27 protein-coding genes are annotated in these 25,659 nt (G+C 40.6%); 8 read left to right on the top strand and 19 right to left on the bottom strand.

Annotation, left to right across the window (positions count from 1 at the left end; all coding sequences use genetic code 11):
• Window positions 1-41: 41 nt before the first annotated feature.
• Together LV83_RS06720 and LV83_RS06715 are read left to right on the top strand one after the other, a co-directional pair.
• Window positions 42-434: a Dabb family protein gene (locus tag LV83_RS06720; protein WP_111610774.1), complete on the top strand. Its 393-nt coding sequence runs from the start codon at window positions 42-44 to the stop codon at window positions 432-434.
• A gap of 60 nt (window positions 435-494) precedes the next feature.
• Window positions 495-1,814, top strand: coding sequence for a S41 family peptidase (locus LV83_RS06715; protein WP_111610773.1), 1,320 nt, complete (start codon window positions 495-497; stop codon window positions 1,812-1,814).
• Between the two features lie 3 nt (window positions 1,815-1,817).
• On the opposite strand, the gene hisIE is transcribed toward LV83_RS06715, so the two are convergent.
• From hisIE to LV83_RS06690, 5 genes are all read right to left on the bottom strand, one after another.
• Window positions 1,818-2,417: a bifunctional phosphoribosyl-AMP cyclohydrolase/phosphoribosyl-ATP diphosphatase HisIE gene (gene hisIE / locus LV83_RS06710; RefSeq protein ID WP_111610772.1), complete on the bottom strand. Its 600-nt coding sequence runs from the start codon at window positions 2,415-2,417 to the stop codon at window positions 1,818-1,820.
• Window positions 2,418-2,561: 144 nt separating this feature from the next.
• Entirely contained in the window at window positions 2,562-3,317 is a 756-nt protein-coding gene (hisF, locus tag LV83_RS06705) for an imidazole glycerol phosphate synthase subunit HisF (protein WP_111610771.1), read from the bottom strand.
• Window positions 3,318-3,512: 195 nt separating this feature from the next.
• The gene (hisA, locus tag LV83_RS06700) at window positions 3,513-4,229 is read right to left on the bottom strand and encodes a 1-(5-phosphoribosyl)-5-[(5-phosphoribosylamino)methylideneamino]imidazole-4-carboxamide isomerase (protein WP_111610770.1); all 717 of its coding nucleotides are present in this window, start codon (window positions 4,227-4,229) and stop codon (window positions 3,513-3,515) included.
• Between the two features lie 125 nt (window positions 4,230-4,354).
• Complete coding sequence (gene hisH / locus LV83_RS06695) at window positions 4,355-4,951, bottom strand: imidazole glycerol phosphate synthase subunit HisH (RefSeq protein WP_111610769.1); 597 nt, start codon at window positions 4,949-4,951, stop codon at window positions 4,355-4,357.
• 70 nt (window positions 4,952-5,021) lie between these two features.
• Window positions 5,022-5,801 carry a phenylalanine 4-monooxygenase gene (locus LV83_RS06690; protein ID WP_111610927.1) on the bottom strand — a complete coding sequence of 260 codons (780 nt, stop codon included), beginning with the start codon at window positions 5,799-5,801 and terminating at the stop codon, window positions 5,022-5,024.
• Window positions 5,802-6,240: 439 nt separating this feature from the next.
• Here LV83_RS06690 and LV83_RS06685 point away from each other — a divergent pair, with 439 nt between their 5' ends.
• Window positions 6,241-6,969 carry a lysophospholipid acyltransferase family protein gene (locus tag LV83_RS06685; RefSeq protein WP_317046655.1) on the top strand — a complete coding sequence of 243 codons (729 nt, stop codon included), beginning with the start codon at window positions 6,241-6,243 and terminating at the stop codon, window positions 6,967-6,969.
• On the opposite strand, the gene LV83_RS06680 is transcribed toward LV83_RS06685, so the two are convergent.
• The 8 genes from LV83_RS06680 to LV83_RS06645 form a co-directional block, all read right to left on the bottom strand.
• On the bottom strand, window positions 6,956-7,612 hold the full coding sequence (locus LV83_RS06680) for a hypothetical protein (protein WP_111610768.1): 657 nt from the start codon (window positions 7,610-7,612) through the stop codon (window positions 6,956-6,958). The two genes, LV83_RS06685 and LV83_RS06680, sit on opposite strands and share 14 nt — an antisense overlap.
• A gap of 191 nt (window positions 7,613-7,803) precedes the next feature.
• Window positions 7,804-9,171: a pyridoxal-phosphate dependent enzyme gene (locus LV83_RS06675; protein WP_111610767.1), complete on the bottom strand. Its 1,368-nt coding sequence runs from the start codon at window positions 9,169-9,171 to the stop codon at window positions 7,804-7,806.
• Window positions 9,172-9,332: 161 nt separating this feature from the next.
• Window positions 9,333-10,973 carry a putative ABC exporter domain-containing protein gene (locus LV83_RS06670; RefSeq protein ID WP_111610766.1) on the bottom strand — a complete coding sequence of 547 codons (1,641 nt, stop codon included), beginning with the start codon at window positions 10,971-10,973 and terminating at the stop codon, window positions 9,333-9,335.
• Window positions 10,966-11,682, bottom strand: coding sequence for an ABC transporter ATP-binding protein (locus LV83_RS06665; RefSeq protein ID WP_111610765.1), 717 nt, complete (start codon window positions 11,680-11,682; stop codon window positions 10,966-10,968). The genes LV83_RS06670 and LV83_RS06665 overlap by 8 nt, the downstream gene beginning before the upstream one ends.
• Window positions 11,683-11,745: 63 nt before the next feature.
• Window positions 11,746-12,672, bottom strand: a complete 927-nt coding sequence (locus LV83_RS06660; RefSeq protein ID WP_111610764.1) for an aspartate carbamoyltransferase catalytic subunit — start codon at window positions 12,670-12,672, stop codon at window positions 11,746-11,748.
• 2 nt (window positions 12,673-12,674) lie between these two features.
• Window positions 12,675-13,223, bottom strand: a complete 549-nt coding sequence (gene pyrR, locus LV83_RS06655) for a bifunctional pyr operon transcriptional regulator/uracil phosphoribosyltransferase PyrR (protein WP_111610763.1) — start codon at window positions 13,221-13,223, stop codon at window positions 12,675-12,677.
• 34 nt (window positions 13,224-13,257) lie between these two features.
• The gene (locus tag LV83_RS06650; protein ID WP_111610762.1) at window positions 13,258-14,880 is read right to left on the bottom strand and encodes a transcriptional regulator; all 1,623 of its coding nucleotides are present in this window, start codon (window positions 14,878-14,880) and stop codon (window positions 13,258-13,260) included.
• Window positions 14,881-14,978: 98 nt separating this feature from the next.
• The gene (locus LV83_RS06645; RefSeq protein WP_111610761.1) at window positions 14,979-15,377 is read right to left on the bottom strand and encodes an EVE domain-containing protein; all 399 of its coding nucleotides are present in this window, start codon (window positions 15,375-15,377) and stop codon (window positions 14,979-14,981) included.
• Between the two features lie 227 nt (window positions 15,378-15,604).
• On the opposite strand from LV83_RS06645, the gene LV83_RS06640 reads away from it, so the two are divergent.
• The 3 genes from LV83_RS06640 (at window position 15,605) to LV83_RS06630 (ending at window position 18,285) form a co-directional block, all read left to right on the top strand.
• Entirely contained in the window at window positions 15,605-17,317 is a 1,713-nt protein-coding gene (locus LV83_RS06640) for a helix-hairpin-helix domain-containing protein (protein WP_317046654.1), read from the top strand.
• Between the two features lie 151 nt (window positions 17,318-17,468).
• A complete protein-coding gene (locus LV83_RS06635; protein WP_111610760.1) occupies window positions 17,469-17,756 on the top strand; it encodes a hypothetical protein in 288 nt (95 codons plus the stop codon).
• Window positions 17,757-17,985: 229 nt separating this feature from the next.
• Window positions 17,986-18,285 (top strand): hypothetical protein, encoded by a 300-nt coding sequence (locus LV83_RS06630; protein ID WP_111610759.1) that lies wholly within the window; start codon window positions 17,986-17,988, stop codon window positions 18,283-18,285.
• Between the two features lie 36 nt (window positions 18,286-18,321).
• On the opposite strand, the gene LV83_RS06625 is transcribed toward LV83_RS06630, so the two are convergent.
• The 6 genes from LV83_RS06625 to LV83_RS06600 all read right to left on the bottom strand — a co-directional run bounded on the left by LV83_RS06625 (window position 18,322) and on the right by LV83_RS06600 (window position 24,109).
• On the bottom strand, window positions 18,322-18,975 hold the full coding sequence (locus LV83_RS06625) for a hypothetical protein (RefSeq protein WP_111610758.1): 654 nt from the start codon (window positions 18,973-18,975) through the stop codon (window positions 18,322-18,324).
• A gap of 8 nt (window positions 18,976-18,983) precedes the next feature.
• Window positions 18,984-19,475, bottom strand: a complete 492-nt coding sequence (locus LV83_RS06620; protein WP_111610757.1) for an RNA polymerase sigma factor — start codon at window positions 19,473-19,475, stop codon at window positions 18,984-18,986.
• A gap of 331 nt (window positions 19,476-19,806) precedes the next feature.
• Window positions 19,807-22,332, bottom strand: a complete 2,526-nt coding sequence (locus LV83_RS06615; RefSeq protein WP_111610756.1) for an ATP-dependent Clp protease ATP-binding subunit — start codon at window positions 22,330-22,332, stop codon at window positions 19,807-19,809.
• A gap of 81 nt (window positions 22,333-22,413) precedes the next feature.
• Entirely contained in the window at window positions 22,414-23,040 is a 627-nt protein-coding gene (locus LV83_RS06610; RefSeq protein WP_111610755.1) for a WbqC family protein, read from the bottom strand.
• 1 nt (window position 23,041) lies between these two features.
• Window positions 23,042-23,671, bottom strand: coding sequence for an L-threonylcarbamoyladenylate synthase (locus LV83_RS06605; RefSeq protein WP_111610754.1), 630 nt, complete (start codon window positions 23,669-23,671; stop codon window positions 23,042-23,044).
• A gap of 3 nt (window positions 23,672-23,674) precedes the next feature.
• Complete coding sequence (locus tag LV83_RS06600; protein WP_111610753.1) at window positions 23,675-24,109, bottom strand: (deoxy)nucleoside triphosphate pyrophosphohydrolase; 435 nt, start codon at window positions 24,107-24,109, stop codon at window positions 23,675-23,677.
• 86 nt (window positions 24,110-24,195) lie between these two features.
• Between LV83_RS06600 and mltG the strand changes: the two genes are divergently transcribed.
• Window positions 24,196-25,239 carry an endolytic transglycosylase MltG gene (gene mltG / locus LV83_RS06595; protein WP_111610752.1) on the top strand — a complete coding sequence of 348 codons (1,044 nt, stop codon included), beginning with the start codon at window positions 24,196-24,198 and terminating at the stop codon, window positions 25,237-25,239.
• Between the two features lie 2 nt (window positions 25,240-25,241).
• Window positions 25,242-25,658 (top strand): acyl-CoA thioesterase, encoded by a 417-nt coding sequence (locus tag LV83_RS06590; RefSeq protein WP_111610751.1) that lies wholly within the window; start codon window positions 25,242-25,244, stop codon window positions 25,656-25,658.
• Window position 25,659 lies beyond the last annotated feature (1 nt).

Raw genomic sequence — 25,659 nt, 5'->3', positions numbered from 1 at the left:
TAGAAAAACCTGCAATTCCTTCAAACCATAAACCTTTGCAAATGAAAACAAGAAGACAATTTATAAAAACCGTAGGCGTAGCAAGTGCTACCGCTATCTTACCTATTACTACAATCGCTAAAGAAATGGCAAAACAAAAAATGATTCATCAAGTTTATTTTTGGCTTCACGACACTGCCAATACACAAGAATTTCTTACTGAAGCTGTACCTATGCTTGGTCGCTGCAAAACTGTTGGCAAATTCATCGCAGGCACACCTGCAGCCACAGAGGATAGAGGCGTAGTTGACCATAGCTTTCAAGTCGCTTGCACTGCTTATTTTGACAGTTTGGAAGATCAGTTAGTGTACCAAACAGATCCTACACATTTGGAGTTTATAGAGAAGTATTCACACATGTGGAAAAAAGTCCAAGTTTACGATATCGCTATCTAATCTAAATCTAAAAGCACCTCTCACTCGTAGTTAATAAAGTTAACAGCTAAGCTTGACCTTATGAAAAACTCAAAATGGATTTTCGGACTATTAATCATTCTCTTTTGGTCATGCCGTGATAAAGAGGAGATCGTTCCAGACCCTCAATCCGATTTAGTGAGAGGTGCTATTTTTGAAGCTATGCAAGAATGGTATTTCTGGAATCAGGAACTTCCAGCTGTAGTCAACACAGCTGATTATGCTTCCAATGAGGAATTACTGAATGCAATTATTTTCAAGCCACTAGATAGATTCTCCTATCTCACTACACAGGAAGCGTTTAATAATGCCTTTGTAGGAAGAAATGCAGGCCATGGCTTTGGCTTTGCTTTCGATGCCACGGAGAGATTATATTTAACTTTTGTATATGATCAAGCTCCCGCAGGCCTTGATGGCTGGCAGCGTGGCTGGGAAATTTTAGAAATTAATGGAAAGCCCCTATCAGCCTACAAAACAGCCTCGGGAGGGTATGATTTTCAGCTAGGGCCTACCGATCCAGGGATTACCAATTCCTTCACCTTCAAATTACCGGATGGTTCTACTACCACTAGATCAAATGTAAAGGCAGAGTACCAATCCAACTCGGTATTGCATCAAGAAGTCATAGATGTCAAGGGTAAAAAAGTTGGTTACTGGGTGTACCAAAGTTTTAAAGCTACAGCAGGTCAGTCTCCTACCAAAAGTCTAGAGGTAGATGAATCAATGGCATTTTTCACAGATGCAGGAATTGATGAGTTGATCATTGACTTGAGATACAATGGCGGAGGTTCGGTGGCAGTCGCAGAGCAAATCAATAATTACCTGATTCAGGCTTCCAATTCGAATAAATTAATGTACACGAATAAGCTGAATTCCTTGAAAACTAATCTTGAGAAATCTGTGAATTTCAAGAAAATCGGAAGTTTGAATTTGGACAACTTGATCTTCATTACTTCTAGAGGCTCTGCCTCAGCGTCCGAATTGGTCATTAATTCATTGAACCCGTACGTTGATATCACCTTAGTCGGAGATAACACTTTTGGTAAGCCGGTGGGTTCTTTCCCACTTTCGAGCTACTACAATACGCTCAAGGACAACAATGTAGAGCTAGTCCCTATTACATTTGCTACTGCAAATGCTGAGGGCAAAGCTGATTATTTTGATGGATTTCCTGCTGATTTTTTGGTGGGCGATTCTCCTCAATTCAACTGGGGAGATCAAAGTGATCTTCGCTTAGCTGCTGCACTGAATGTTATTGAAAATGGTGCCGTTGGAGGAAGACTTCTGAATACTTATTACAGACCAAAATGGGAAATGATTGATCAGTTTAAGGGGTTGAGGCAGGAATTCCCAGCTTATTGATCGCTATTTCTTCTGATGCCGATCAATGAGGACATCCATCACTTCGTCTAATTCATAGCCTTTCGCTTCCAGCAAAACCAGGTAATGGTAAAGCAAATCCGCCGCCTCTCCCATAAATAATTCCTTGTTGTCATCCTTGGCTTCGATCACGATCTCTACAGCTTCCTCTCCTACTTTCTGAGCGACTTTATTGATGCCTTTGGCAAAAAGGGAAGCGGTATATGAAGTATCAGTAGGATTGTTTTTTCGGTCTTTGATGATAGCTCTTAGCTGATCGATAAAACCAGTTTTGGAGGAATTCACCTCATCAAAACAAGTATCTGCTCCAGTGTGACAAACCGGTCCTCGGGGATTGGCTTTCAGCAAAATTGAGTCACCATCACAATCCACAGCAATAGAAACCAACTCCATGAAATTCCCGGAAGTTTCTCCCTTTGTCCATAGGCGATTTTTACTGCGGCTGAAAAAAGTAACCATCCCAGATTCTTGGGTTTTCTCAACAGCCTCCTCATTCATGTAGCCTTGCATCAGCACTTTCCCGCTGATCGCATCCTGAACTATGGCCGGGATTAGGCCATCCATTTTCTTAAAATCTATATTCATATCCTTTCTAACCTTTGAGGTTTTCAAAACCAAGAAGGTTTTGTTTTTATCGTTTATAAATCGACTTCGACTTCGCTCAGTCTGACGCTACCAGCAACCTACTACTAATATCTTGATACTAGCGTCTTAATACTTATGTCTCTTTTACTTCCTTATACTGATATCAGAATCGGAGAGAAAACCCTTCAACTTCGGAATCCCGATTTCTTTAAAGTGAAAAATACTTGCTGCCAAAGCCGCGTCTGCTTTGCCAAAGGTAAACACATCCTTGAAATGTGCCATGGTTCCAGCGCCTCCAGACGCAATCACTGGAATGGAAAGCGCTGATGATATCTCTGCAAGCAGTTCATTGGAAAAGCCTGCCTTCGTGCCGTCATGATCCATGGAGGTCAACAAAATCTCACCTGCGCCTCGATCACAAACTTCCTGCGCCCATTCTTGAGTCTTTAGCAAAGTTGCTTGTCTGCCACCATGCGTATGTACAAAGTCAATCCCATCCACATTTCTAGTGTCGATTGCCACCACGATGCATTGGGAACCGAACTCAGCCGCCATTTCATTGATAATTTGTGGATTGTGAACTGCTGCCGAATTGATGGAAATCTTATCTGCTCCAGCATTCAATAGGAACTTAACGTCTTCGACAGTAGAAATCCCTCCTCCCACTGTAAAAGGAATATTGATGGCTTTGGCCACCTTTGTTACCAGTTCGGCTAGTGTCTTTCGCTTATCCACCGTCGCCGTAATATCCAAAAACACCAGTTCATCAGCGCCCTCGTCAGAGTAGATTTTCGCCAACTCCACCGGATCTCCCGCATCACGAAGTTCGACAAAGTTCACTCCTTTGACTGTGCGCCCTTCTTTGATGTCTAGGCAAGGGATTATTCTCTTTGTTAACATTTTATAGTATTCAACTTTATATACTTCATTATTCGATATTGGGCATTTGAAATTTACGAGTTACGATATTGGATTTACGACGTTGAGTTGAACCTCAATCGAGATTCTTCATTTTTTACCTTTTTGATGATTAAGGTTGAAAAATGAGCAGAACACTGGCGAAGATCTCGTAAATCGTAATTCTTAATTCGTAAATCATACAAACGCCGCCAATTCCTCCAACGTCACTCTCCCCTCATAATACGCTTTCCCAACTATCGTCCCATACACGCCGATTTTTTCCAGGTCTTCGAGGTCTATCACGGAAGAAACTCCCCCACTAGCAATCAATTTTATGTGAGGGATTTCCTGCAGAATCTCTTTGTATAAATCCGTAGAAGGACCTTGAAGTAAGCCGTCTTTGGCTACGTCGGTACAGATCACATAGCTGATCCCCTTTGCTACATAGTCCTTGATAAAAGGAATCAAATCCACCGAAGTAGTCTCCTCCCAACCTCCAACTGCTATTTTCTTGTTCTTGGCATCTGCTCCGAGGATGATTTTCTCCGAACCGTACTTCGATATCCATGCTTCAAACAATTCAGCATTTTTCACTGCAATACTTCCACCGGTCACTTGCTTGGCCCCTAATTCAAAAGCTTTTTCTATTTCCGCATCAGCTTGGATACCTCCACCAAAGTCAACCTGCAAACTCGTACCCGAGCTGATTCGCTGAAGTATATCTGCATTTACAATTTTCTTCGCCTTCGCGCCATCCAAATCTACCAGATGCAGCCTCTGAATTCCAACCCCCTCAAATCGCTTAGCCATTTCCAAGGGATCGTCATGGTATTCTTTTTTGCTGCTGTAGTCGCCTTGGCTGAGACGGACACACTTACCGCCAATAAGGTCGATTGCTGGGATGATTTGCATTAGGATTGGAAGATTTGAAAATTGAAAGATTTGAAAATTATCTTTTTAAGAAGGGCTTCGACTTCGCTCAGCCTGACAAATCCGCATGTCACACTGAGCGAAGTCGAAGTGTAATTACTATACTTTTAAAGAGAAAGGAAATTCTCCAACAATTTCTCTCCCACCAAACCACTTTTCTCCGGGTGGGCCTGAATAGCGTAGTAATTATCACGATGGAGAATGCCTGAGAAATCATGGATGTAATGTGTTTGAGCAATGGTAAACTCACTCAACTCAGCATAAAAGCTATGCACGTAATACACGAATGGATTAGCAGGTAAGTCCTTCAGCAGAGGATTGATAACCAGATTCTCCAGTTCATTCCAGCCCACATGTGGCACCTTGAATTCCTGTGAATTTTCTGGAACAAAGCGTTTCACTTTCACCGGAAAAATCCCCAAACATTCGGTGTCATTTTCCTCAGAATGCTCGCAAAGCAACTGCAATCCCAGACAAACCCCCAAAAACGGCTGTTTCAACTCTTTGATCAATGTATCAAGTTTCCGCTCTTTCAGGTATCTCATCGCAGTACTTGCTTCCCCTTGTCCTGGAAAAATCACTTTGTCTGCCGCTCGGATTACTTCCGGGTCATCCGTTAACTCAGCATTTGCGCCTAGCCTTTCCAAAGCGTAAAGTACAGACTGCACATTGCCGGAATTGTATTTGATTACTGCTATTTTCATATTATTGTCGGGTGTTTGATGCCCGATGTCCGATGCAAACACCCGGCATCGGACATCCGTCATCCCACATTTATTTCATTGCCAACATCTCCTCCAGCACTTCTTCGATTTCCGGAAGCGACTCGTAAAGCTGCTCGTAACTCTCGATCACAAAGTATTTATCCTGAAAGTGATCTTTCCAGTATTCTTGATTCATAATCTTCCGCACATCATATTCCAGATGCGCTGGTTCACTTGAAAGGCTGAATTTAGTCTCTCCAGCCGAACTTAGGATACCTGCGCCGTATATTTTTAACTCACCATCCTCACGAATCAACCCAAACTCTATCGTAAACCAATAAATCCTGCTTAGCAATTGGATCGCCCAAGGATTGTCGATATGCTTTAAAGCAATGCCTGATAGCTTCTCTAGGAAGTCCACATAAGGCTGATTTGTAAGCAAGGGCATGTGGGCAAAGGCATCGTGGAACATATCTGGCTCTTCCAAATAATCAAGTTGCTCCATCGTACGAAGCCATGTCGAGGAAGGGAATCGTCTATTGTTGAGCAAGCCAAAAAACAAATCATCATCTATCAAACCAGGAACTACCTGAACAGCCCAGCCAGTAGTTTTAGCCAACACCTCATTCAGCTCCTGAAAATTGGTAATTCTTTCTGACGAAAAATTAACCAGTTCTACCCCTTCCAGATAAGCTCTGGACGCAGCCTTTGGCAGATTCGGCATTTGTCTCTCGAAAAGAATTTTCCATACTTTAAAGTCCTCAGGCGTGTAGGCTTCGTATTCCTGCTTAAGGTTTTGAAGTCTAGGATCACTGAAGACCCAGTTTTTTTGTTTCGTGTTTGTGTTCATGGTATTTGGGTATATTCTGTATTTATTTATTCGGTTGTCTTGCTTCTCCAGAAGCAGGACGATAATCATATATTCAGATGCGGCTTCTGGAGAAGCAGCATAACGACGATCTGATAACAAAAAAGGCCCATTCCACTAGGAATAGGCCTCTATTTATTTTCACCAAAAATCCATAGTCATCCTATTCCTTCATTGAAGATGGTAGTGAGAATGATGAATGAAAGTTCTTGGGGTTGGATTCACTTGAAATTATGGTAATGAAATACTTCTTTAAATTTCACACTGCTAAGATAGGCAATGTATGATCAAAAACAATTTCCTGTAAAATCTATCTATCTTTTGCGAAGCTTCTAAAAAAACAGAGCCCCCGAACGCTCGGAGGCTCCTGCAAGCAAAGAGTGACGATTAAATTTATACCCAAAATTACCAATTCTGACGAATGATGAAAGTCATCCAAGTAATATTTACCATTTACTCCATCCTGCTGTTCTTCACGCTGCTGCTGATTCTAGGGCTTTTTATTGTAATCCCCCTCAGCATCAGCCCAGCCGGAGGACAAATCTCTTTTCTGTTTATTCGTATATGGGCGAGAATTTGGTCGTTCGGTTCTGGAATTCGCTTCGAGTTTCACGACAGGGACCTGATAGATCGCAATCGCCCTTACATCTATATTTTCAACCATACTTCCTTTTTAGATGCTGCCATCATTCCTCTGGCTATACCACAGCAAGTTCGGGCTTTGGGTAAAAAAGAATTATCCAAAATTCCATTTTTCGGATGGGTAGTGGGCAAAGTAGCCATTTGGGTAGATAGAACAGATTCTGAATCAAGAAGAAAGAGTGTTGATCAGTTGGTGACTTTTCTTAAGCGAGGAATTTCCGCGGTGGTTGCTCCTGAGGGAACAAGAAACGCCAGTGATGCCGTACTTTTGCCTTTCAAATCGGGGGCTTTTCGGCTTTCAGAAGAAACTGGGATTCCTATCCTGCCCATTGCGGTAATCGGAGCAAATAAGGTCATGAAAAAGGGATCACTTTTAATCAGCCCCGGCAAAGTGAAAATCTACTTTTCTAAGCCAATTTATCCGATGGAGATTTCTGAAACTTCAGTAAACGAGCTTTCGGAAAAGTGCCGCGCCAGGTTAGAAGCAATGATTCTCACAAATGAATAATCGGGTCCTTCGGCTCCTCCTCAATAGCATCAATAGTCAATTCTTCGAAAAGAATATAAACTGACAAATAGCTCATAGGAATGGTAACAAATAGCCCAACGATAAAAAAAAGAAATCCAGCAATATTGAGGGCCAGAAGAACTAAAAGGAAAAGGAAAAATTTAAGCCAATTTGTTTGAATCAGTTTACGACTGAGCTCCATTGAGGTCCAAAAATCAAAACCGCCGAAAATCACAAACAAGAGACAGAATAAATAACCTACGAGAAGGTAAACCCCTGGAACTATAAGGAGTATTATACCCCCAACGATTAAAATAGAACTGATCAAATTGGTAATAACCAGATCCCACCAATACTTAAACCCATCGAAAAAATTCTGGAAATCAATATATTCCTTTTGGCTTTGTCGATTAGCAACCAAGTAAAAGCCACAGACTAGCGGCGGAGCCAAGAAGATGCTGTAGAGGAAGGTATAATCTTTTAGGTATAACGCAAATCCAGCCTGAATAGCACCTACCAAAAACATAAAGCCAATATGGAATAAAGCCCGGTATTTGAACATCTCCCAGGCCTTTTCAATTATGTCTCCAATATTAAAATCTACTCCCGAATCTATGATCCGCTGAATTTTAGCTTGATTCATTTTTTAATTTTATAATATTCCTCAAAGATACCATTCAACTTTTCCTCTTGGATTTAGCGGCTGAAAGACAGAAGACGGGAAACCGAAGTAGCTTCAATGCTAGAGTTAAAGCCTCTTCGGACTCCCGTCTTCCCGCCAATAAAGCAAGGAATTTAAGGCAACGGGCATCTGGGCAAATAACTACGGAAAGACTACTTCGTGAACGCCTCTAAGATATCGTGCTTGGTAATGATGTGAATCTGATTTTGATTATCCCTTACCAACACTGCCTTTTCTTTCTCCACCATGGACGATAATACATCTAGGGTACTATCTAGCGCCACAAATTTCATGGAATCTTCCATTACATCTGCAACGTTAGCATCTTTCAAGGCAGGATTATCGATGATTCTTGCAAGCAATTTATTATCTGTCAAGCTCCCAACTACTTCGTTATTTTCCATCACTGGAATCTGCGAAACACTGGTTTTATTCATCAGGCCTATCGCACTTTTCACTGAATCAGTTTTTAGCGTAGAAACCAACGAATAGGCTCCATTTCGCTGGGAAATAATATCCCGGGCAGTTGAGAACGTCTTATCTTCCAAAAAGCCATGGTTTCTCATCCATTCGTCATTATAGACTTTTCCTAGATAGCGAGTTCCGTGATCTGGCAAAATAATCACCATCTGATCACCTTCTTTCAAGTTATCTTTTGCCCACTCCAATGCTCCATGAACAGCCGAACCACAGGACCAACCTACAAATAACCCTTCTTCTCTAGCTAATCGGCGCGTCATCACTGCGGAATCTTTATCCGTTACTTTGATGAAGTGGTCGATCATATCGAAGTTCACATTCTTTGGAAGTATGTCTTCACCAATTCCTTCAGTCAGGTAAGGATAAACTTCCTTCTCGTCAAATATGCCTGTCTCCTTGTACTTTTTGAAAACTGAACCGTACGTATCAATTCCAACAGTCACCACATTTGGGTTTTGCTCTTTTAGATATTGAGCTGTCCCGCACATAGAACCGCCAGTTCCAACTCCAGCAGCATAATGAGTGATTTTTCCGTCAGTGTCATTCCAGATTTCAGGTCCAGTAGTCTCATAGTGAGCTGCTGTATTGGATAGGTTGTCGTATTGATTTGGGTAAAAGGAATTCGGAATATCTTGATTCAATTTCCTAGCGATAGAGTAATAGGATCGCGGATCTTCTGGGGAAACGTTAGTAGGACAAACGATCACTTCTGCGCCAACGGCTTTAAGAATATCGATTTTCTCCTTTGACTGTTTATCTGCCATGGTGAAAATACATTTGTAGCCTTTAGCGACAGCGGCCAGTGCCAATCCCATTCCTGTGTTTCCAGAAGTACCTTCGATAATAGTCCCTCCAGGCTTCAGCAAACCGGCTTTTTCGGCATCTTCCACCATTTTGATCGCCATACGATCCTTCATGGAGTTGCCTGGATTGAAGTATTCTACCTTTACGAGGACTTCTCCTCTGATGTGTTGAGCAAGCTTGTTTAAACGGATCATCGGAGTATTTCCGATGGTATCAATGATTGAGTTGTAGATCATAGTCGGTTACATTTGGTCCTATTCTGTAACCAAAAATAAAGGAATTTTCTGGGGGATGCGATTATAGGAAAATTAAAACAGAATAAAATTCTGCCATGTCAAACCAGTTATGAAAAAGGGGATTAATTTTCTGCAACTGAAAACTGAATAGTGAGACTTTTTTATACCTCCTTAAACTCCAATCGCTTCATCACATCCAGCGTCACATGCATCAAAATAGCTGCTACGAAAAACATCCCGAACGTCCCTCCGAAAAGTGCCCAGACGAATTGCTTGGAAACAATAAATGCTACTATACTGAATGCTAGAGCCGGAATTAATCCGAATACCAAAATGCCTCCGATCATAAAGGGTTTGATCAACTTCCGATCCCAGCCTTCATCCAAAGCGATCTGGGGAATGATATTGATCCCAAACCCAACCAGATAAAGCTCCAGGGTAGCAATTAAAAACAAAGGAATAATAAACCAATTTAATCCGGCTATCAGGACGGAAGGGATAATCAATGCCAAACAAAACAAAGTGATCTGCAGAATATCCAGCTTGATCATATTCCAAAACTTTGAAGTCCAACTTGCTGGAATCAGGATGAAGAAAGGCTTTTTCAGGTCTCCTACATTTGCCCGGCCTATGCCAGCAAAGAAGTAGATAAACAGCAAAATAAGGAGATAGCCATAGAATACGTAGTGTGAAAACCATTCAAAAAGAGACAAAACAGCCAGTACTAATCCTATTCCTACCATGATCAGGGAATACAATCCAAAAAGCGGATGGAAATCCTGTCTGGAACTGTGTACGTAATTTCTCCAATAAAATGCTTTTGCGCCGGATCCAAAGTCCGGCAACGCAAGCTTTTTCTTGGTGTTCAAGCTGTATGTACTTTCTCCAACTTCCTTCTTTCCTTTTACTTTCTCCAGCTTCTCCTCATTGGATTTGGTAGCCTCCAAGACATCTTCGTAGTAATATCCCGAAAACCTAATCACCAATTTTAAAATCACGAAATAGGAAATCCCATAAAGCAGGATAAAGCCAATGGAGATAATTGCATTTCCATGCGCCAAGTAACTTGCAATGCCTCTACTCCATCCGACTATGGGAAAGAAATCAAACCATGGAGAGGTGACCCAGGCAAACATTCCCTGCCAGAATTTCTCTGCCATCAAGCCGGGAATTACAATCATGCTGGACAATAAAACTGCTAAAACTATTACACCTGTACGGATGTATTCCATCACATCGTACTTGGAGTTTAGGGTATAGACCAGAAATTTGATGGGAGAAACGATGAAGAAAAATAAACCAGCAGCTAAAACCAGAAAGGTAAAATTCGCTACTGTCATCTCAAACGTGTCAATAGCTTGGCTCGAAGCATACCCCACAAAAATGACGGCGCCACCTAAAGAGGGCAAAATAGACCTTGCCATGTAATAAATCAGGATATTCTCTGGCTTGACCGGCGCAGTAAAAAGCAAGTTTACATCAGCCATTTTGAAGAAGCTGACATTATTTTTTGTGGCTCTGAATAGCTGATAAATCAAAATAACCAAAGCAACTATCGTCACGCCGCCAATGATATTCTGCAGTGCGAAATTTACCTCCGGGATGCCATTGAGATCTAATTCAGGCATTTCTTGGGAGGAGGCATCATCATCCCTATTTTTTAGACGCAGCCAATACATAAAAAATATGTAGCCTGCGATAGCCGCATACGGTAACAACCGGAGCGGATTTTTAAGGATAAGTTTGATATTATTGATCAGAATGAGGATATCCTTTCTGAACAACAGCCGGATTTCATTCATCTTTGGTCATTTCTAAAAACAGATCTTCCAGCGTAGTGCCTTCGCCTTGCATAGATTGTATCTTCAAATTGGCAACGGTATCATTTCCGACGATATTACCATCTTTCAGTATCATCACCCGATCCGCAATAGCCTCAACACTATCTATTAGGTGCGTACTTACCAGAATAGTCTTACCAGCTTCCTTCAATTCTCTAAAAACTTTCTTGGTATTTTTGATCGCCTTAGGATCTAATCCAATCATAGGCTCATCGAAGAACAGCACTTGAGGGTCCGGAAGTAGTGCACAGCAAATGGAAACTTTTTGCCGCATTCCTTTAGATAAATCGCGTCCGAGTTTATCTTTTTTATCCGCCAACTCAAAAAGCTCCAAGTATTCATCCGCTTTTCCTCGCCACTCTTTCACGCCATAGGCCTGCGCTACAAACTGCATATGTTCTTGGACGGTGAGCAAATCATAGACATAAGGAGTCTCCGGGATGTAGCTAAAAAGACGCTTGGCCTCCACGCTTAAATGATCATATCCACCAAGTGTGATTTCTCCGGATGTTTTGCGTAGCAAGCCAACAATGCACTTCATAGTCGTACTTTTTCCCGCTCCATTGGGTCCGAGTAAACCGACTACTTCTCCTCCTTTGAGTTCAAATGAGATATCATTAACAGCATTTTGCTTGACATAGGTTTTCACCAGATTGGTTACACTTAGCATAAAAGTAATTTTGAGATTTAACGCAAAGCAATTTGAAATCTCAAATTTGAAATTTCAAATTGATCAGCCTTTTGTTCCTGCCAATAAATACAAAACTGCCATTCTAACGGCAACTCCGTTCTGAACTTGCTCCAGAATAATCGAATGCTCAGAGTCTGCTACATCTGAACTTAGCTCCACTCCACGGTTTATAGGGCCAGGATGCATGATCACGATCTCCTTGTCCAGTTGGCTCAACAATTTTTTATTGATGCCATAGTAAAGGGAATATTCACGCAAACTTGGAAAATACTTGATTTGTTGTCTTTCGAGCTGGATTCTAAGCACATTGGCCACATCGCACCACTGAAGCGCTTTTTTCACGTCCAATTCTACTTTCACGCCTAGGCTGGCAATGTATTTTGGAAGCAAGGTAATCGGCCCACATACCATCACTTCTGCACCAAGTTTTTGCAGACAAAAGATATTGGAAAGTGCTACTCTGGAGTGTAGGATATCTCCGATGATCGCCACTTTTTTTCCTGCCACATCTCCAAGTTTTTCTTTGATGGAAAAAGAATCAAGCAAGGCCTGCGTCGGATGCTCATGCGTTCCGTCTCCGGCGTTAATGATGTTTGCATTGACGTTTCTAGAAAGAAAATGTGGAGCGCCAGGACTGGAATGCCTCATAACCACCATATCCACTTTCATAGAAAGTATATTATTGACAGTATCGACTAGTGTCTCCCCTTTTTTCACCGAGCTATTAGCTGAAGAAAAATTCACCACATCGGCAGAAAGCCTTTTTTCGGCTAGCTCAAAGGAAAGTCGGGTTCGTGTAGAATTCTCAAAAAACACATTCGCAATGGTGATATCACGGAGAGAAGGCACTTTTTTGATCGGGCGGTTGATCACTTCTTTGAAGTTAGCGGCCGTGTCCAGAATAAGCTGGAGATCATCCTCAGTGAGGTTTTTAATTCCAAGTAAGTGTTTGGTACTGAGTTGCGACATGGTTAGGGGTTAACTTTCTCTGTGATCCAAATTGCGTCTTTTTCGCACCCATTTTGCTGCCATTCCACTAGCACATATTGGCTTTCTAAGGTATGTACTCTTACACCATAATAATCTGGCATGATGGGATAATCTCGGGTGAGTTTACGGTCTACTAGCACCATGAGCTCGACTTTCTGCGGTCTACCAAATGCGATCATTGCATCCATCGCTGCCCGCACAGATCGGCCTTTGTAGAGCACATCATCTACCAATATTACTTTTTTACCTTCAACAAGAAAGTTGATTTTGGTTTCGTTGGCTTTGAGTGGATAATCTCTCCTGCGAAAATCATCTCTATGAAAAGTAGCATCAAGATACCCTGAAGGAACTTTCATACCGGAGATTTCTTCCAGAAGTTTTACGATTTTGTCCAACAATATTGGACCTCTAGGCTGCAAGCCCAAAAGTACGGTATTGTCAAAATCATTGTGATTTTCTATCAGTTGGTGACAGAATCGCCTGAGTATGATCTCAATCTGTCCTTCGTCTAAGACAAGCCTTTTTTGCATGGGGTAGATTTGAGGGTAAATATAAAAATAAAATCTAGTCTGGGAGTTCTTCTGGAGTATACAAATCCCCATCCACCACGATTTTGGTAAGAAAGTAAACTTCCCTGATCTCATCTGCTCCAGCATCATTCAAGAATCGAATACGTTGCGTACCTGAAAGTAAAAAATATCTATCGTACCAATGAATCAATCTCAAGCTCGCCAGATTTGTATCACGAATACGTTCCTCCTCATTGACCAAGCCTAATTCAAACTCTTGATTTTCAAAGATTTTTTCACCGTTTCTGAAAAAACTCAACTTAATAATATGGTCTTCCACATACATGTGGTAAAAATCTTCTCCCACTACCGCAACTTCTCCAAATGCTTCCGGATAAGTAGTCACGAATTCATTATAAGAAGTGGCATTGTCCCAAATAACTTGACCTGTCTTAGCGACTTTCGCAAAGTGTGCAGACACATATCGGTACTCGGGCACAGTCTGATAGCTACTAGACATTGGGAAGCGATTAGCCAAATAGGGGTCTGAAAAGGTAGTAGCACCCATTCTGCTCCATCTATCATATCTGTAGCCGCCCGTAGGAGAATACATTCCATTTTGAAATCCAGACCTGCTATTAGAGACTGAGTATTGGTCAAAATAAACGTAATAAGCATCTGGGGTTTGCTGAACGTTTCGTATAGAATAGATGCTGTTTATACTGGGTATCCGTTCTTTGTCAAGTTCTTTTAGTATTTCGGCATCCCGCTTTCCCTTTGTCTTTTCGTTGAGGTAATTGTAAAAATTCGGAAAATCTGCTAAGGTGTAAAGCTTAAAATCAAACTCACCAAATTCATTGATATCCATGATGTACATTCCTTGATAGGAATTCCTTCGCTCCAATCCGAAAGCACCTATCATTGCCTCTTGGTAATTGCCAGTGGAAAGCAAAATGCCGTCTATAATTTCTTGACCTGGATCTGCAAACTGATCTACTTTCACTTCTTGGACAACATTTCCGGCCATATCATAGGTATTGATAATGATATCACGGTTTCTATAGGCTCCTTTTCTACTCAAAACTACTTCCAGTGATCTGACCTCAGGATTTTTTTTGATTTGGAGAATCTGCGTATCATTCCCATAAATTCCCTGAAGCGTATGAACACTTTTGGTTACTAAATCATGGATCTGTAAAACTGGTCTATTATCAGAACTACCCATGAAAATGGCCTTTTGATCCTGTACAAGAAACTCCACCAACTCCATAGCAAGCACATTATCTATCACAAACTCGAGGCCCCGCTTTGTCTCTAAATCCACTTGGAGCAAATACTTATCGGCATTCAGAGCATATCCTTCGGAGAAAAGGATAAAAAGCTGGTTTTGATCTATATCATACCCCAACATATCGTACCCTGATTTAACAGGAAATTCAATTACACCTTCTTTCGAACCCAAAGATTTGTCAGCAATAAAGTATTGAAAAACACGCCTCATGTTCAATCCATTATCCGGGAGTGTTCTAAAGCAAACTAATCCAGCTTTTGACTCAATCATTTCAAATAGAGGTGCATCCAACTCAGACTCTACTTCAAAGCGTTCGATGAATCTGACCTGAGCAAATAGCCCATGACCAAGAACAGATAGAAACAGAACTAGAAATATTTTTTTCATAGAATTAATAGTTGACTATCAAAGGCCATTAGAATCTCTAATGATTATCCCGAAAGGCGTTGCGACACCTCTAGGCGCAATTTTCGGCATCCTCGATTTCATGAACCCATTTTTAGTAGTAAATCAAAGGCCTCTTTTCCTACCGGCAATACTGATAATCGGGACTGTTTCAGCATTGGCAACTCAGAAAGTCTTTCCTCGGCTTTTATAGCTGCTAAAGGAATTGCATTTTTCAAGTCGCTTTTTACCTTAAGTTTGACTGCTGTCCAAGCTTCATCCTTTGGATCAGGAAATTCCTCTTCACTCACCTCTGCAATACCCACAATTGCTTTTTCTTTTCCGCTGTGATAAAAAAACACCAAGTCTCCCAACTGCATTTCTCTCAGATAGTTCCGGGCTTGAAAATTCCTCACACCATCCCATATATCTTCATTTTTTGCTACGAAATCACTCCAAGAATATGAACCTGGCTCTGATTTTACCATCCAATACTTCATTCTTATTTTTGGTTGAAAGTTAAAAAGTCGTTGACTTGAATAACGTAAATACACTCTTTCTGTTCAATATGACTAGAAATAAGAATCATTCTTACTCCTTTTCTAGGCTTTGCAAAGCTGAGGGTAATAGAATATCAGATTTCAATTTTAAGTTAAGCCATAGCCCCTTAAATTGAAACTTTATTTCAAGACATTTGTCTTACTATTTTAATTCAACCCGAGAAATTTTGGATCACAAGACGCTACTGAAAAAAATCAAACTCAGCATTCAGCTGATGGAACTCCACGACGAAAATCCATTCAAAATCCGTAGCTATCAAAGTGCGCTGATTTCCTTGGAACGTGGCGATCAGGATATTATGGGCGTAAGTGAAAAAGAACTCGCTGCCATTCAGGGTGTTGGTAAAAGCCTAGTGGATGCAATCCAGCAACTTAAGGAAACCGATACATTTCCATTCCTTGAAGAATTACTTGCTAAAACACCAGAGGGAATTCTCGAAGTACTTCAGATCAAAGGCTTGGGACCAAAGAAGGTAAAAACACTTTGGGAAGAACTTGGGATTACCTCCACCCATGAGTTGATGGAAGCCTGTCAATCTGGAAAAGTCGCCAAAATCAAAGGTTTTGGAGAAAAGACTCAGAATACAATCATAGAAAATCTGGAATTCAAAGCATCCAATGCAGGCAAATGGCTCTATGCAGATATAGAAGAAGTGATTGGTCAATTGGAAGAAACTTTGCGAGTAATGGCTCCCCAAGCTGATATGACAGTTGTAGGTGATTTCGCTAGAAAGATGGAAATCATCACTGAAGCTGAGTTTCTCTTTGCTTCCGATGAATTAGCTTCAGTAAAATCCAAAATCAAATCAATGGACTCCATTGAGTGGGTTTTGCTAGAATCCGGTCCAAGAACACTGAGAGGAAAACTGAAGGAAATCGAGTTGAGGGTGGTCGTTCACTTCTGTGCCAAGGAAGATTTTCTTTGGAAAAAACTCTCGCTAATAGCCGCTCCACTCCACTTGGAGTCATTAGTTGATGAAAAAGAAACTGTCGCTCAAAGGCTCCAGAAAAAGGATTATTCCACAGAAGAAGAGTTTTTTAGCATTAATAATCTCCAATTTATTCCAGCTGAGATGAGGGAAGGATATGGAGAAGTAGACCTAGCCAAAGAGAATAAAATCCCTGAATTATTAACAGAAAAAGACCTCAAGGGAATTCTTCACAATCACTCCACCTACAGCGATGGAAAGCATAGCTTGAGACAAATGGCAGCGTATTGCCGAGAGCTTGGGTTTGAATACTTGGGAATCTCAGACCATAGCAAAACCGCTTTTTATGCAGGAGGACTGACAGAGGATCAAATCGTCAAGCAACATCAGGAAATCGATGCTTTGAATAAGGAAATGGCACCTTTCCGCATTTTCAAAGGAATAGAAAGCGATATACTTTCTGACGGAAAGCTGGATTATGCAGATGAAGTATTGGCAAGTTTTGACTTTATCGTAGCGTCCGTACACTCCATTCTAAACATGGACATAAAGAGAGCTACCATGCGATTGATTTCAGCGATAGAAAACCCTTATACTACGATTTTGGGCCATCCGACTGGACGACTTCTTCTACGCCGTCAAGGCTATCCGATTGACCACAAAGCTATTATTGATGCTTGTGCTGAAAATAATGTAGTCATCGAGATCAATGCCAATCCATGGAGACTGGATCTGGATTGGAGATGGGTTCGCTATGCGATGGATCAGGGTGTAATGCTTTCTATCAACCCTGATGCCCATGCGATGGAAGGTTACGCCGATATGAAATATGGAGTTTTGATTGGTAGAAAAGGCGGACTGACTAAAGAAATGACGATGAATGCATTGACTGGGGAAGAAATAGCCAACTATTTTGATTCTAGGCTGAAAAAGGTCAAAGTCAACTCTTAAAAGCATGACCGAAGGCTGTAAGTCTTGTATCTTGCGCCCTAATTCTAGAACCAGAAAAAATGAAATCGAGCATGAAGCGAAGTTCATACATTGAGAAAATTATCAGGTATGCGAGATTCCATGTGGCAAATAAAAAACAAATTATAAACCCATGAAATGGACTAACCACCCACCCAAAACCTTACTCCAGCGCTCATTTTTATTTGGGATCACTGGAATAGCACTCTGCCTTCTTGCGCTATTGAATTCATATTTCAAGGTATTGGAGGCTCCAATGGGCCCTTTAAACGGCGTAGGTTTAGCTTTGCAGTTGGTTGGATTAAGTTTGGCTGTCTTGGTGATCCGTCAGCGAAAACTCACCCCAGAAATCAAAGAAAAGGCGCAAAAGATGATTTTGGTACTAGCCGTGGGATTACTTTTTTTTATTTTGACGCTATAAGATCAAAAACTAAGCTGTTATTTTTTTCGTAAGCTCTCAAGCAATTAAACTTCAGAGACCAATGAAATCGCAGCTTTCTTATTTCGCAATTCTATTTTTCATAACTACTTAAACCTATGCTCAAGACGCTGATAATTCGGCTAAGCCTGAATTCAAAATAGTTACTATTGTAGAATCAATTAGCTTTAGGGGGAATGGTGAGTCTAGGATAATTGATTCACAAACAGAAGTGGATGATTCTGAGTATGCAGCGTTTAAAACAGACGGATCTAAAGCTAAAAACAAGGAACTTGAAGGAAGGTATACCAAAGTCGAGAAGTTAGAAGAAATAAAACTGCACAATATATTCGATGGATTTGAGGTTGCACCTAAAAACGTAGCATTTAATGACGCAATGATTTCTTCTAAAATCAACAGCATGGTGAAAGAGGGGTGGAACCTAGTTTACGTCACCTCAGCAGTAGAAAACGATGCTGGAGATGTAAATCTAAATGGCATATTAATCACACGACTATTTTTTTCTAAGTAATTAAGAACTCAGATGTTTGTTAGCACAAAAGGACAATCAGCTGTTGGTTTCTTTATATTCTTCAATCTGAACGAGCATTTCTCTGGCTTTCATAATAGGATCCCACTCATAGTTGCCAAATAAGAATTTAAACCAACGCTTGTCACGGTTTTCATAGCGAATATTGATATAAAGCCAGATAGCAAGTCCTGCAAATGCTATTGTAACAAGCAATTGAATTACCCAAAACAGAAGGTTTCCAGTTCCTATCTCAGAAGAACTTAGAAAGAATATAGTCCAAAATGGGAGTTGCAACATCAGAATTCTCGTTACCCAAAGTGTAGATGTTACTAGTCCCGCTATCTTTTTTTGTGTACCAATTATTGGTGAATTGATGTTTACAGCAGAAATCAAAATCAACTGATAGAGATAAATTCCAACAGCAATCTTGTTTACCAAAGAGATAAAACCTGCGGAAACGAGGAAAAATAAATTCGCTGCTGAAAACAGATTAATAAATATAACATCTAAAAAAAGTACCCAAAGTATCCCCAGCAAAACTGTAAATATTTTAATAGGCCTCATGCCCGTCAATTCACTTTTCACCTTCATTTTAGTAATCTCGAACGCATTTTTTCGATTGAAAACCAATTGCTCCTGAAGCCTTTGATCGTAAGATTTCCATATTTGCTGTAGTTCTATATCTTCCATGATTTCCCTTATTGAGCGGTAAATTTTCTTTTTAATTGTTGCTTGATGCGAGAGAGTTTTGTGGCCACGTTGGTTTCTGAAATACCAAGCACCTGCCCAATCTCTGGATATAAATAGCCCTCCAGATAAAGTAGAATTAGCGCCCGATCCACCTCCTTTAGGTCCCGGATCAGTGCTTGTAACAAATCACGGTTTTCATTTGGCTCGCTTATATTCTCATCTAAATAAATGGCCGTTTCAGAAAGGGGCTGATGAATCCGACTTCGCTTACTTGCCTTCCGGTATGCTGAAATCGCGACATTCAAAGCAATTCTATACATCCAAGTGCTAAGCTTGTACTCCGAATTAAAGCTTGGGAAAGTCTTCCACAGCTGAAGAATGATTTCTTGGATTAAGTCCTCCCTATCATCGGTATCCTTGCAATAGGAATTTGCCACTTTGTAGATGATACCTTTGTTGGATTCTATACTGGTGAGGAAATATTCTTTTTCTCTGGACAAGGATTTATAAGTTGGTGTCAAAACTCATTCAAACTATTATTCGCAGAACATCCAAAAAAATCACAGAAATGAAAAAAATTTATATGTATATCCGCTTTTCTGCCAGTAAATAGATAAAAGCAACAAAGGAAGTGATTAAAGCTAGCATAGTGGCTACTTCGGTCATCGGTCATCGGTCTTCTGTCCCTCAAACCAAAGAAAAAAAGGCTACTGGCATCATTGCGGATAATCACAAAAATTTAAATATCAAACACTTTAAACTTATTGGCTAGAAACTAAAAAAGCCCCAAATTCATAATTCGGGGCTTTCATTCTTTTTCAAAACAACTGATTAATCAGCTTTCTCTTTTTTCTTTACAACGATAGTCAATTCTGTTCCTTCTCCAGAATAATCAGCCGTGATGATATCTCCTTCCGAAAGATCTCCCTTGAGAATCTCTTCGGCAATAGCATCTTCCAAGTATTTCTGGATCGCTCTGTTTAGAGGTCTTGCACCATATTGCTGATCGTACCCCTTCTCAGCTAAGAACTCTTTAGCTTTCTCGGTCAATTCGATCTTGTAACCCAGGTCAGTAATTCTGGAGAACAACTTTCCAAGACTGATATCTATAATCTTAAAGATATGTTCTCTGGTTAAAGAATTAAAGACAACCACATCATCCAATCTATTCAAGAATTCAGGACTAAATGCCTTTTTCAATGCCGATTGAATTGTTGACTTCATCACTTCGTCCATATTATCAGATCTGGCCTGACTGGCAAAGCCAATTCCTGCTCCAAAATCTTTCAAATCACGAACTCCTATGTTCGAAGTCATGATGATGATCGTATTTCTGAAATCGACTTTTCTACCCAAACCATCTGTAAGGACACCATCATCCAGCACCTGCAACAAAATATTGAAGACATCTGGGTGAGCTTTTTCGATCTCATCAAGCAATACTACTGAGTAAGGTTTTCTTCTCACTTTTTCAGTCAGCTGGCCACCTTCTTCGTACCCGACGTAGCCTGGAGGAGCTCCCACCAATCTTGACACGGAGAATTTCTCCATATACTCAGACATATCAATTCTAATTAACGAATCGTCTTTATCGAAAAGATAAGTAGCTAGCATTTTAGCCAACTCAGTCTTACCAACGCCAGTAGGTCCTAAGAAAATAAATGAACCAATTGGTTTTTTAGGATCTTTCAACCCGACTCTAGTTCTCTGAATTGCTTTTGTCAGCTTCTTGATCGCTTCATCCTGACCGATTACTTTTCCAGACAAATCACCGTTCATATTCAAAAGCTTAGCTCCTTCTTTTTGGGCAATTCTTTTGGCAGGAATTCCAGTCATCATGGCAATCACCTCTGCTACATTATCTTCTTCTACAGTAAATCGTTTAGACTTACTTTCTTCTTCCCACTTGTTTTTAGCTGTTTCCAATTGCTCGAGCAATTTCTTCTCTTTGTCTCGCAACTGAGCTGCTTCTTCATATTTCTGAGATTTTACCACACGGTTTTTCTCAGTTTTGATATCTTCTACCTCAGCCTCCAATTTCAAAATATCTTCCGGCACATGGATATTATTGATATGGACTCTGGCTCCTGCCTCATCCAAAATATCAATCGCTTTATCTGGCAAGAATCTATCGGAAATATATCTATCGGAAAGCTTTACGCAAGCGACTATAGCCTCGTCGGTATAATTCACATTATGGTGATCTTCGTACTTATCCTTGATGTTATTCAGGATTTGCACAGTTTCCTCTGGCGTAGTAGCATCTACCATCACCATTTGGAATCTACGGGCTAATGCTCCGTCCTTTTCGATGTATTGACGGTACTCATCTAGTGTAGTAGCTCCGATACATTGGATCTCTCCTCGTGCCAAAGCAGGTTTAAACATGTTGGATGCGTCTAGAGATCCTGAAGCTCCACCCGCTCCTACAATTGTGTGAAGTTCATCGATGAATAGAATGACATTTGGAGATTTTTCCAGCTCATTCATCACGGCTTTCATTCTCTCCTCAAACTGTCCTCTATATTTAGTACCAGCTACCAAAGAAGCTAGATCCAAGGTCACCACTCGCTTATTAAAAAGAACACGGGACACTTTTTTCTGAATTATTCTCAAGGCCAATCCTTCGGCAATGGCAGTTTTACCTACACCTGGCTCACCAATTAGTATCGGGTTATTTTTCTTTCTACGGGAAAGAATCTGCGCTACGCGCTCAATTTCTTTCTCACGACCGATGATTGGATCAAGCTTGTCATCTTCGGCCATTTTGGTCAAATCCCTTCCGAAATTATCCAAAACCGGCGTTCTTGACTTTTCAGCTCCAGGCTTAGATGCACCAGAACCACTGCCAGTAGAACCGAAAAGCTTGGAACCATCGTCATCTCCATCTTCTGCCTCAGTTTTGGAGCGAGGCGCAGAATCCGATGACATTTCCAGCATCTCTTTTACCGAATCGTAATTGATTTCAAATTTGTTAAGTATTTGCGTGGCGATGTTGTCCTCATCTCTTAAGATGGAAAGAAGCAAATGCTCCGTTCCAATCAATTGACTTTTAAAGATCTTGGCCTCCAAATAAGTTATCTTCAATACCTTCTCTGACTGTCTAGTCAAAGGGATATTTGCCATATTTTTGACGTTGTGATTTGCGGTACCTTTTACAGCGCGTTCAATTGCATTCCGCAACTCATCCATTGGCACTCCCAATTTCTTAAGAATGGAAACAGCAACACCTTCTCCTTCGCGAATCATCCCCAGCAAGAGGTGCTCTGTGCCAATGTAATCATGTCCAAGGCGAAGAGCTTCTTCGCGGCTAAGAGAGATCACCTCTTTGACTCTGTTCGAAAATTTTGCTTCCATTTAATTCCTATCTGATTGTTTAATAATCCTGTACGTATGTTACCGAATTTGTTTTAAAAACACAATCCTTTTGCAGATTGTTCAATGTTTTTTTACAGACTTTAAGACTATGCTTTTAGATGCAGGCCCTTCGCAGAACAACAAATCCAGAATGCTGAGGTTGGGATCAAAGTCTAAGCCAAAAAGTTGGAAATACGGTTCCGGCTGGTAGTAGTCACGCTCCGAAAAAGGCACTGATGGCATGAGAAGCCCTCTTATGTCTTTTCCCCAGGTTGGATCTTGGTCCTTTTCATGCACACGCATCTTGACAGGCATACCTAGTAACTTGAGACAGATTGTCAGCATTTGCAAGTTTAAGTCCCAAAGGTTTTCTGTTTTTTGCTCGAAAACCTTTTGAAAATACGGGAAATAATATTCGAAGAAGGGGGCTTTACCGTAAGCGCTTTGAATACCTCTTAAATGAATATTGACCCAGTTTTGATCATTACTTACCTTAATTTTATGTAGGGGAATTCTTGGTCTTCGCCCTTGAATCGGCACACTGAGTGTCCCAACATTGTTTGCTAAACGGATTTGAGTTCTATTAAAATAGGATTGTCTTTGATACCTATCTTCTGGAAAAAAGATCAATTCATCAGCGCCAGCAATAGCAGCGAAAAACTCAAGATTTGGGAAATAATGCAGGTCAGCTGCAATAATCTTAGTCATTCTATTCTAACTCTTCAACTTTGCCTAAACCTTCCCTAAGCACTTCCACTTCATACCCAGTGCAGTCCAACACCGTTGAGGCTACATTTTGCCCATACCCCCCATCAATCACTATATCTACGAGATGTTGATATTTCTCGAAAATCAATTCTGGATCAGTACTGTATTCTATCACTTCATCATCGTCATTTATCGAAGTTGTAAGGATGGGATGTCCCAGTTCCTCAACAAGCATTCGAGGTACATTATGATCAGGAACCCTAATTCCTATAGTCTTCTTTTTACTATGCAAAATCTTAGGCACTTGGTTACTCGCCTCTAAAATAAATGTAAAAGGACCTGGTAAGCCCTTTTTCATCATCTTAAAGACCGGTTTTGTGATCACCTTAGTGAACTGAGAAATATTACTCAAATCAGCACAGATAATCGAGAAGTTGTGCTTTTTAGGGTTGATTCCCTTGATTTTGCAAATGCGTTCCACCGCTCGCAAATTCATGATATCACAGCCCAAACCGTAAACAGTATCTGTAGGGTAAATCACCACACCACCATCACGGAGTTTGGATGCAATTTCTCTGATCTTATCAGGATCAGGATTTTCCTCATATAATCGTATTAATTCAGCGGACATATCCTATAGTTCTGTGTTTTTATCAACTAGTTGTTTTTGAATTATGTTCCAATTCTCAAATAGGTCTTCAACAATTGGAATATCAGCTGGTGCCCATTCAAGTGATTTTAAATTTTCTTTAGCCACCCATTCTACACTTTGGTGTTCAAGCAAATTAATCTCTCCGTCTTGCCAAATACAAACAAAAGGCATCAACCGAATCACCTTGCCTATGGAGTATGAATGATCATTAGGCTTTAAAGGACAAATAACTTGAATAGAAATTGATAATTCCTCCTTGATCTCTCTAACCAAACACTCTTGAGGGGTTTCATCTTTTTCGATCTTTCCGCCTGGAAATTCCCATAATCCTGGGAGCTGCATTGAGTCAGATCGCTGAGCGCAAAGCACTTTTCCATCCAAAAATATCAGGGCACAGGTGACTAAAACCACTTCCATGAAACATAATTTTACTTAGAAAGATATCATTACCTTATCTCAGGCACAAACTCCACCTTAGATTTTTCCCTATTTTTGGCATCAGTATGCTAAGCGAAAAAAGAAAAAACATCTACCTCGTCCTAGTCATTGCTTTTTCAGTGATGGCTATCTCCTTGAGTTTCTATTTCTATCAGATTTTTTTCAGCCCAAATGTGCTGATTGAATCTGACCAGAATTACATGTTGAAAATTGGGAGTAATGACACGTTCAAAACAGTTTCTAATAAGCTCTATGACAATCATGTCGTCAATGACTTAGTGAGTTTTGGCTTTTTAGCCAAAGTCATGGACTATCAGGAAAACGTGAAACCAGGACTTTACACCATCGAACCAAAGATGACTAATCTGGAATTGGTTAGACTCCTACGTTCTGGAAAACAAACTCCAATCCGGGTAACGTTCAACAATGTGCGAACTAAGGAGGATTTGGCAGAAAAAATAACTGCTAACATGGAGATTTCTGAGGATCAATTTTTAGACCTGATTCAAGACTCAGTGTATATCCGAAAGTTTGATTTTGATGAAGAAACGATCATGTCGATGTTTATTCCAAATACTTATGAGGTCTGGTGGAACACAAGTGCAGAAGCACTATTTGACAGAATGCACCGGGAATATGAAAGCTTTTGGACAGATGAGCGAAAGCAAAAAGCCAGTTTGCTTGGACTAACTCCAAAAGAAGTCAGTACGCTGGCAAGTATTGTTCAGGCTGAAAGTCAAAAATCGGATGAACGCCCGAAAATCGCCGGAGTTTACCTAAACCGATTACGTTTAAACATGCCTCTTCAGGCAGACCCCACATTAGTTTTTGCACTGGGAGATTTTGAATTAAAACGCGTGTTAAACGTCCATAAAGAAACCGACAGTCCATACAATACTTACATGTATGCTGGCCTTCCTCCCGGCCCTATAAACCTACCAGACATTAACTCATTGAATGCTGTCCTGAATGCGGAAGATCATAAGTTTTTATACTTCTGCGCCAAGGAGGATTTCTCAGGATATCATTCTTTTGCTACCAATTTGGCGCAGCATAATGCCAATGCCAGAAGGTATCAAGCGGCACTGAATGCTGCCAAGATTTACTAATTATGTATCAATCAGAAACTCAAATTCGTGTAAGATATGCTGAGACTGATCAGATGAGTTATGTCTACTATGGCAATTACGCGATGTACTTCGAAGTGGCCAGAGTGGAAGCCATGCGGAGTATTGGGTTTTCATATAAAGAAATGGAGGACGAGGGAGTAATGATGCCCGTACTAGAAAGTCATTTCCGATACCTGAAGCCAGGCAAATATGACGAACTGCTTTCTATCAAAACCACCATTCCAACCTTGCCTGGGGTTCGAATTAGGTTTGAATATCAGGTCTTTAATTCACAGGAAGAACTGATCACTGAAGGCTGGACCATTCTGACTTTCCTCAAAAAAGACAGTCATCGTCCAACCAGACCTCCACATAATTTGTTAGCTTTATTGGAACCGTATTTTCAAGAAGTAGGATAAA

The organism is Algoriphagus yeomjeoni (assembly GCF_003259505.1).
Classification (GTDB): Bacteria; Bacteroidota; Bacteroidia; order Cytophagales; family Cyclobacteriaceae; genus Algoriphagus; species Algoriphagus yeomjeoni.
The sequence above is the reverse complement of the archived record's forward strand: the minus strand, read 5'-3'. Positions and strand labels throughout refer to the sequence as shown.

Excerpts from the sequence above, each read along its gene's own strand:
- LV83_RS06720 (WP_111610774.1), top strand. The coding sequence starts at position 42 with ATGAAAACAAGAAGACAATTTATAAAAACCGTAGGCGTAGCAAGTGCT.
- LV83_RS06715 (WP_111610773.1), top strand. The coding sequence starts at position 495 with ATGAAAAACTCAAAATGGATTTTCGGACTATTAATCATTCTCTTTTGG.
- hisIE (WP_111610772.1), bottom strand. The coding sequence starts at position 2,417 with ATGAATATAGATTTTAAGAAAATGGATGGCCTAATCCCGGCCATAGTT.
- hisF (WP_111610771.1), bottom strand. The coding sequence starts at position 3,317 with ATGTTAACAAAGAGAATAATCCCTTGCCTAGACATCAAAGAAGGGCGC.
- hisA (WP_111610770.1), bottom strand. The coding sequence starts at position 4,229 with ATGCAAATCATCCCAGCAATCGACCTTATTGGCGGTAAGTGTGTCCGT.
- hisH (WP_111610769.1), bottom strand. The coding sequence starts at position 4,951 with ATGAAAATAGCAGTAATCAAATACAATTCCGGCAATGTGCAGTCTGTA.
- LV83_RS06690 (WP_111610927.1), bottom strand. The coding sequence starts at position 5,801 with ATGAACACAAACACGAAACAAAAAAACTGGGTCTTCAGTGATCCTAGA.
- LV83_RS06685 (WP_317046655.1), top strand. The coding sequence starts at position 6,241 with ATGATGAAAGTCATCCAAGTAATATTTACCATTTACTCCATCCTGCTG.
- LV83_RS06680 (WP_111610768.1), bottom strand. The coding sequence starts at position 7,612 with ATGAATCAAGCTAAAATTCAGCGGATCATAGATTCGGGAGTAGATTTT.
- LV83_RS06675 (WP_111610767.1), bottom strand. The coding sequence starts at position 9,171 with ATGATCTACAACTCAATCATTGATACCATCGGAAATACTCCGATGATC.
- LV83_RS06670 (WP_111610766.1), bottom strand. The coding sequence starts at position 10,973 with ATGAATGAAATCCGGCTGTTGTTCAGAAAGGATATCCTCATTCTGATC.
- LV83_RS06665 (WP_111610765.1), bottom strand. The coding sequence starts at position 11,682 with ATGCTAAGTGTAACCAATCTGGTGAAAACCTATGTCAAGCAAAATGCT.
- LV83_RS06660 (WP_111610764.1), bottom strand. The coding sequence starts at position 12,672 with ATGTCGCAACTCAGTACCAAACACTTACTTGGAATTAAAAACCTCACT.
- pyrR (WP_111610763.1), bottom strand. The coding sequence starts at position 13,223 with ATGCAAAAAAGGCTTGTCTTAGACGAAGGACAGATTGAGATCATACTC.
- LV83_RS06650 (WP_111610762.1), bottom strand. The coding sequence starts at position 14,880 with ATGAAAAAAATATTTCTAGTTCTGTTTCTATCTGTTCTTGGTCATGGG.
- LV83_RS06645 (WP_111610761.1), bottom strand. The coding sequence starts at position 15,377 with ATGAAGTATTGGATGGTAAAATCAGAGCCAGGTTCATATTCTTGGAGT.
- LV83_RS06635 (WP_111610760.1), top strand. The coding sequence starts at position 17,469 with ATGAAATGGACTAACCACCCACCCAAAACCTTACTCCAGCGCTCATTT.
- LV83_RS06625 (WP_111610758.1), bottom strand. The coding sequence starts at position 18,975 with ATGGAAGATATAGAACTACAGCAAATATGGAAATCTTACGATCAAAGG.
- LV83_RS06615 (WP_111610756.1), bottom strand. The coding sequence starts at position 22,332 with ATGGAAGCAAAATTTTCGAACAGAGTCAAAGAGGTGATCTCTCTTAGC.
- LV83_RS06610 (WP_111610755.1), bottom strand. The coding sequence starts at position 23,040 with ATGACTAAGATTATTGCAGCTGACCTGCATTATTTCCCAAATCTTGAG.
- LV83_RS06605 (WP_111610754.1), bottom strand. The coding sequence starts at position 23,671 with ATGTCCGCTGAATTAATACGATTATATGAGGAAAATCCTGATCCTGAT.
- LV83_RS06600 (WP_111610753.1), bottom strand. The coding sequence starts at position 24,109 with ATGGAAGTGGTTTTAGTCACCTGTGCCCTGATATTTTTGGATGGAAAA.
- mltG (WP_111610752.1), top strand. The coding sequence starts at position 24,196 with ATGCTAAGCGAAAAAAGAAAAAACATCTACCTCGTCCTAGTCATTGCT.
- LV83_RS06590 (WP_111610751.1), top strand. The coding sequence starts at position 25,242 with ATGTATCAATCAGAAACTCAAATTCGTGTAAGATATGCTGAGACTGAT.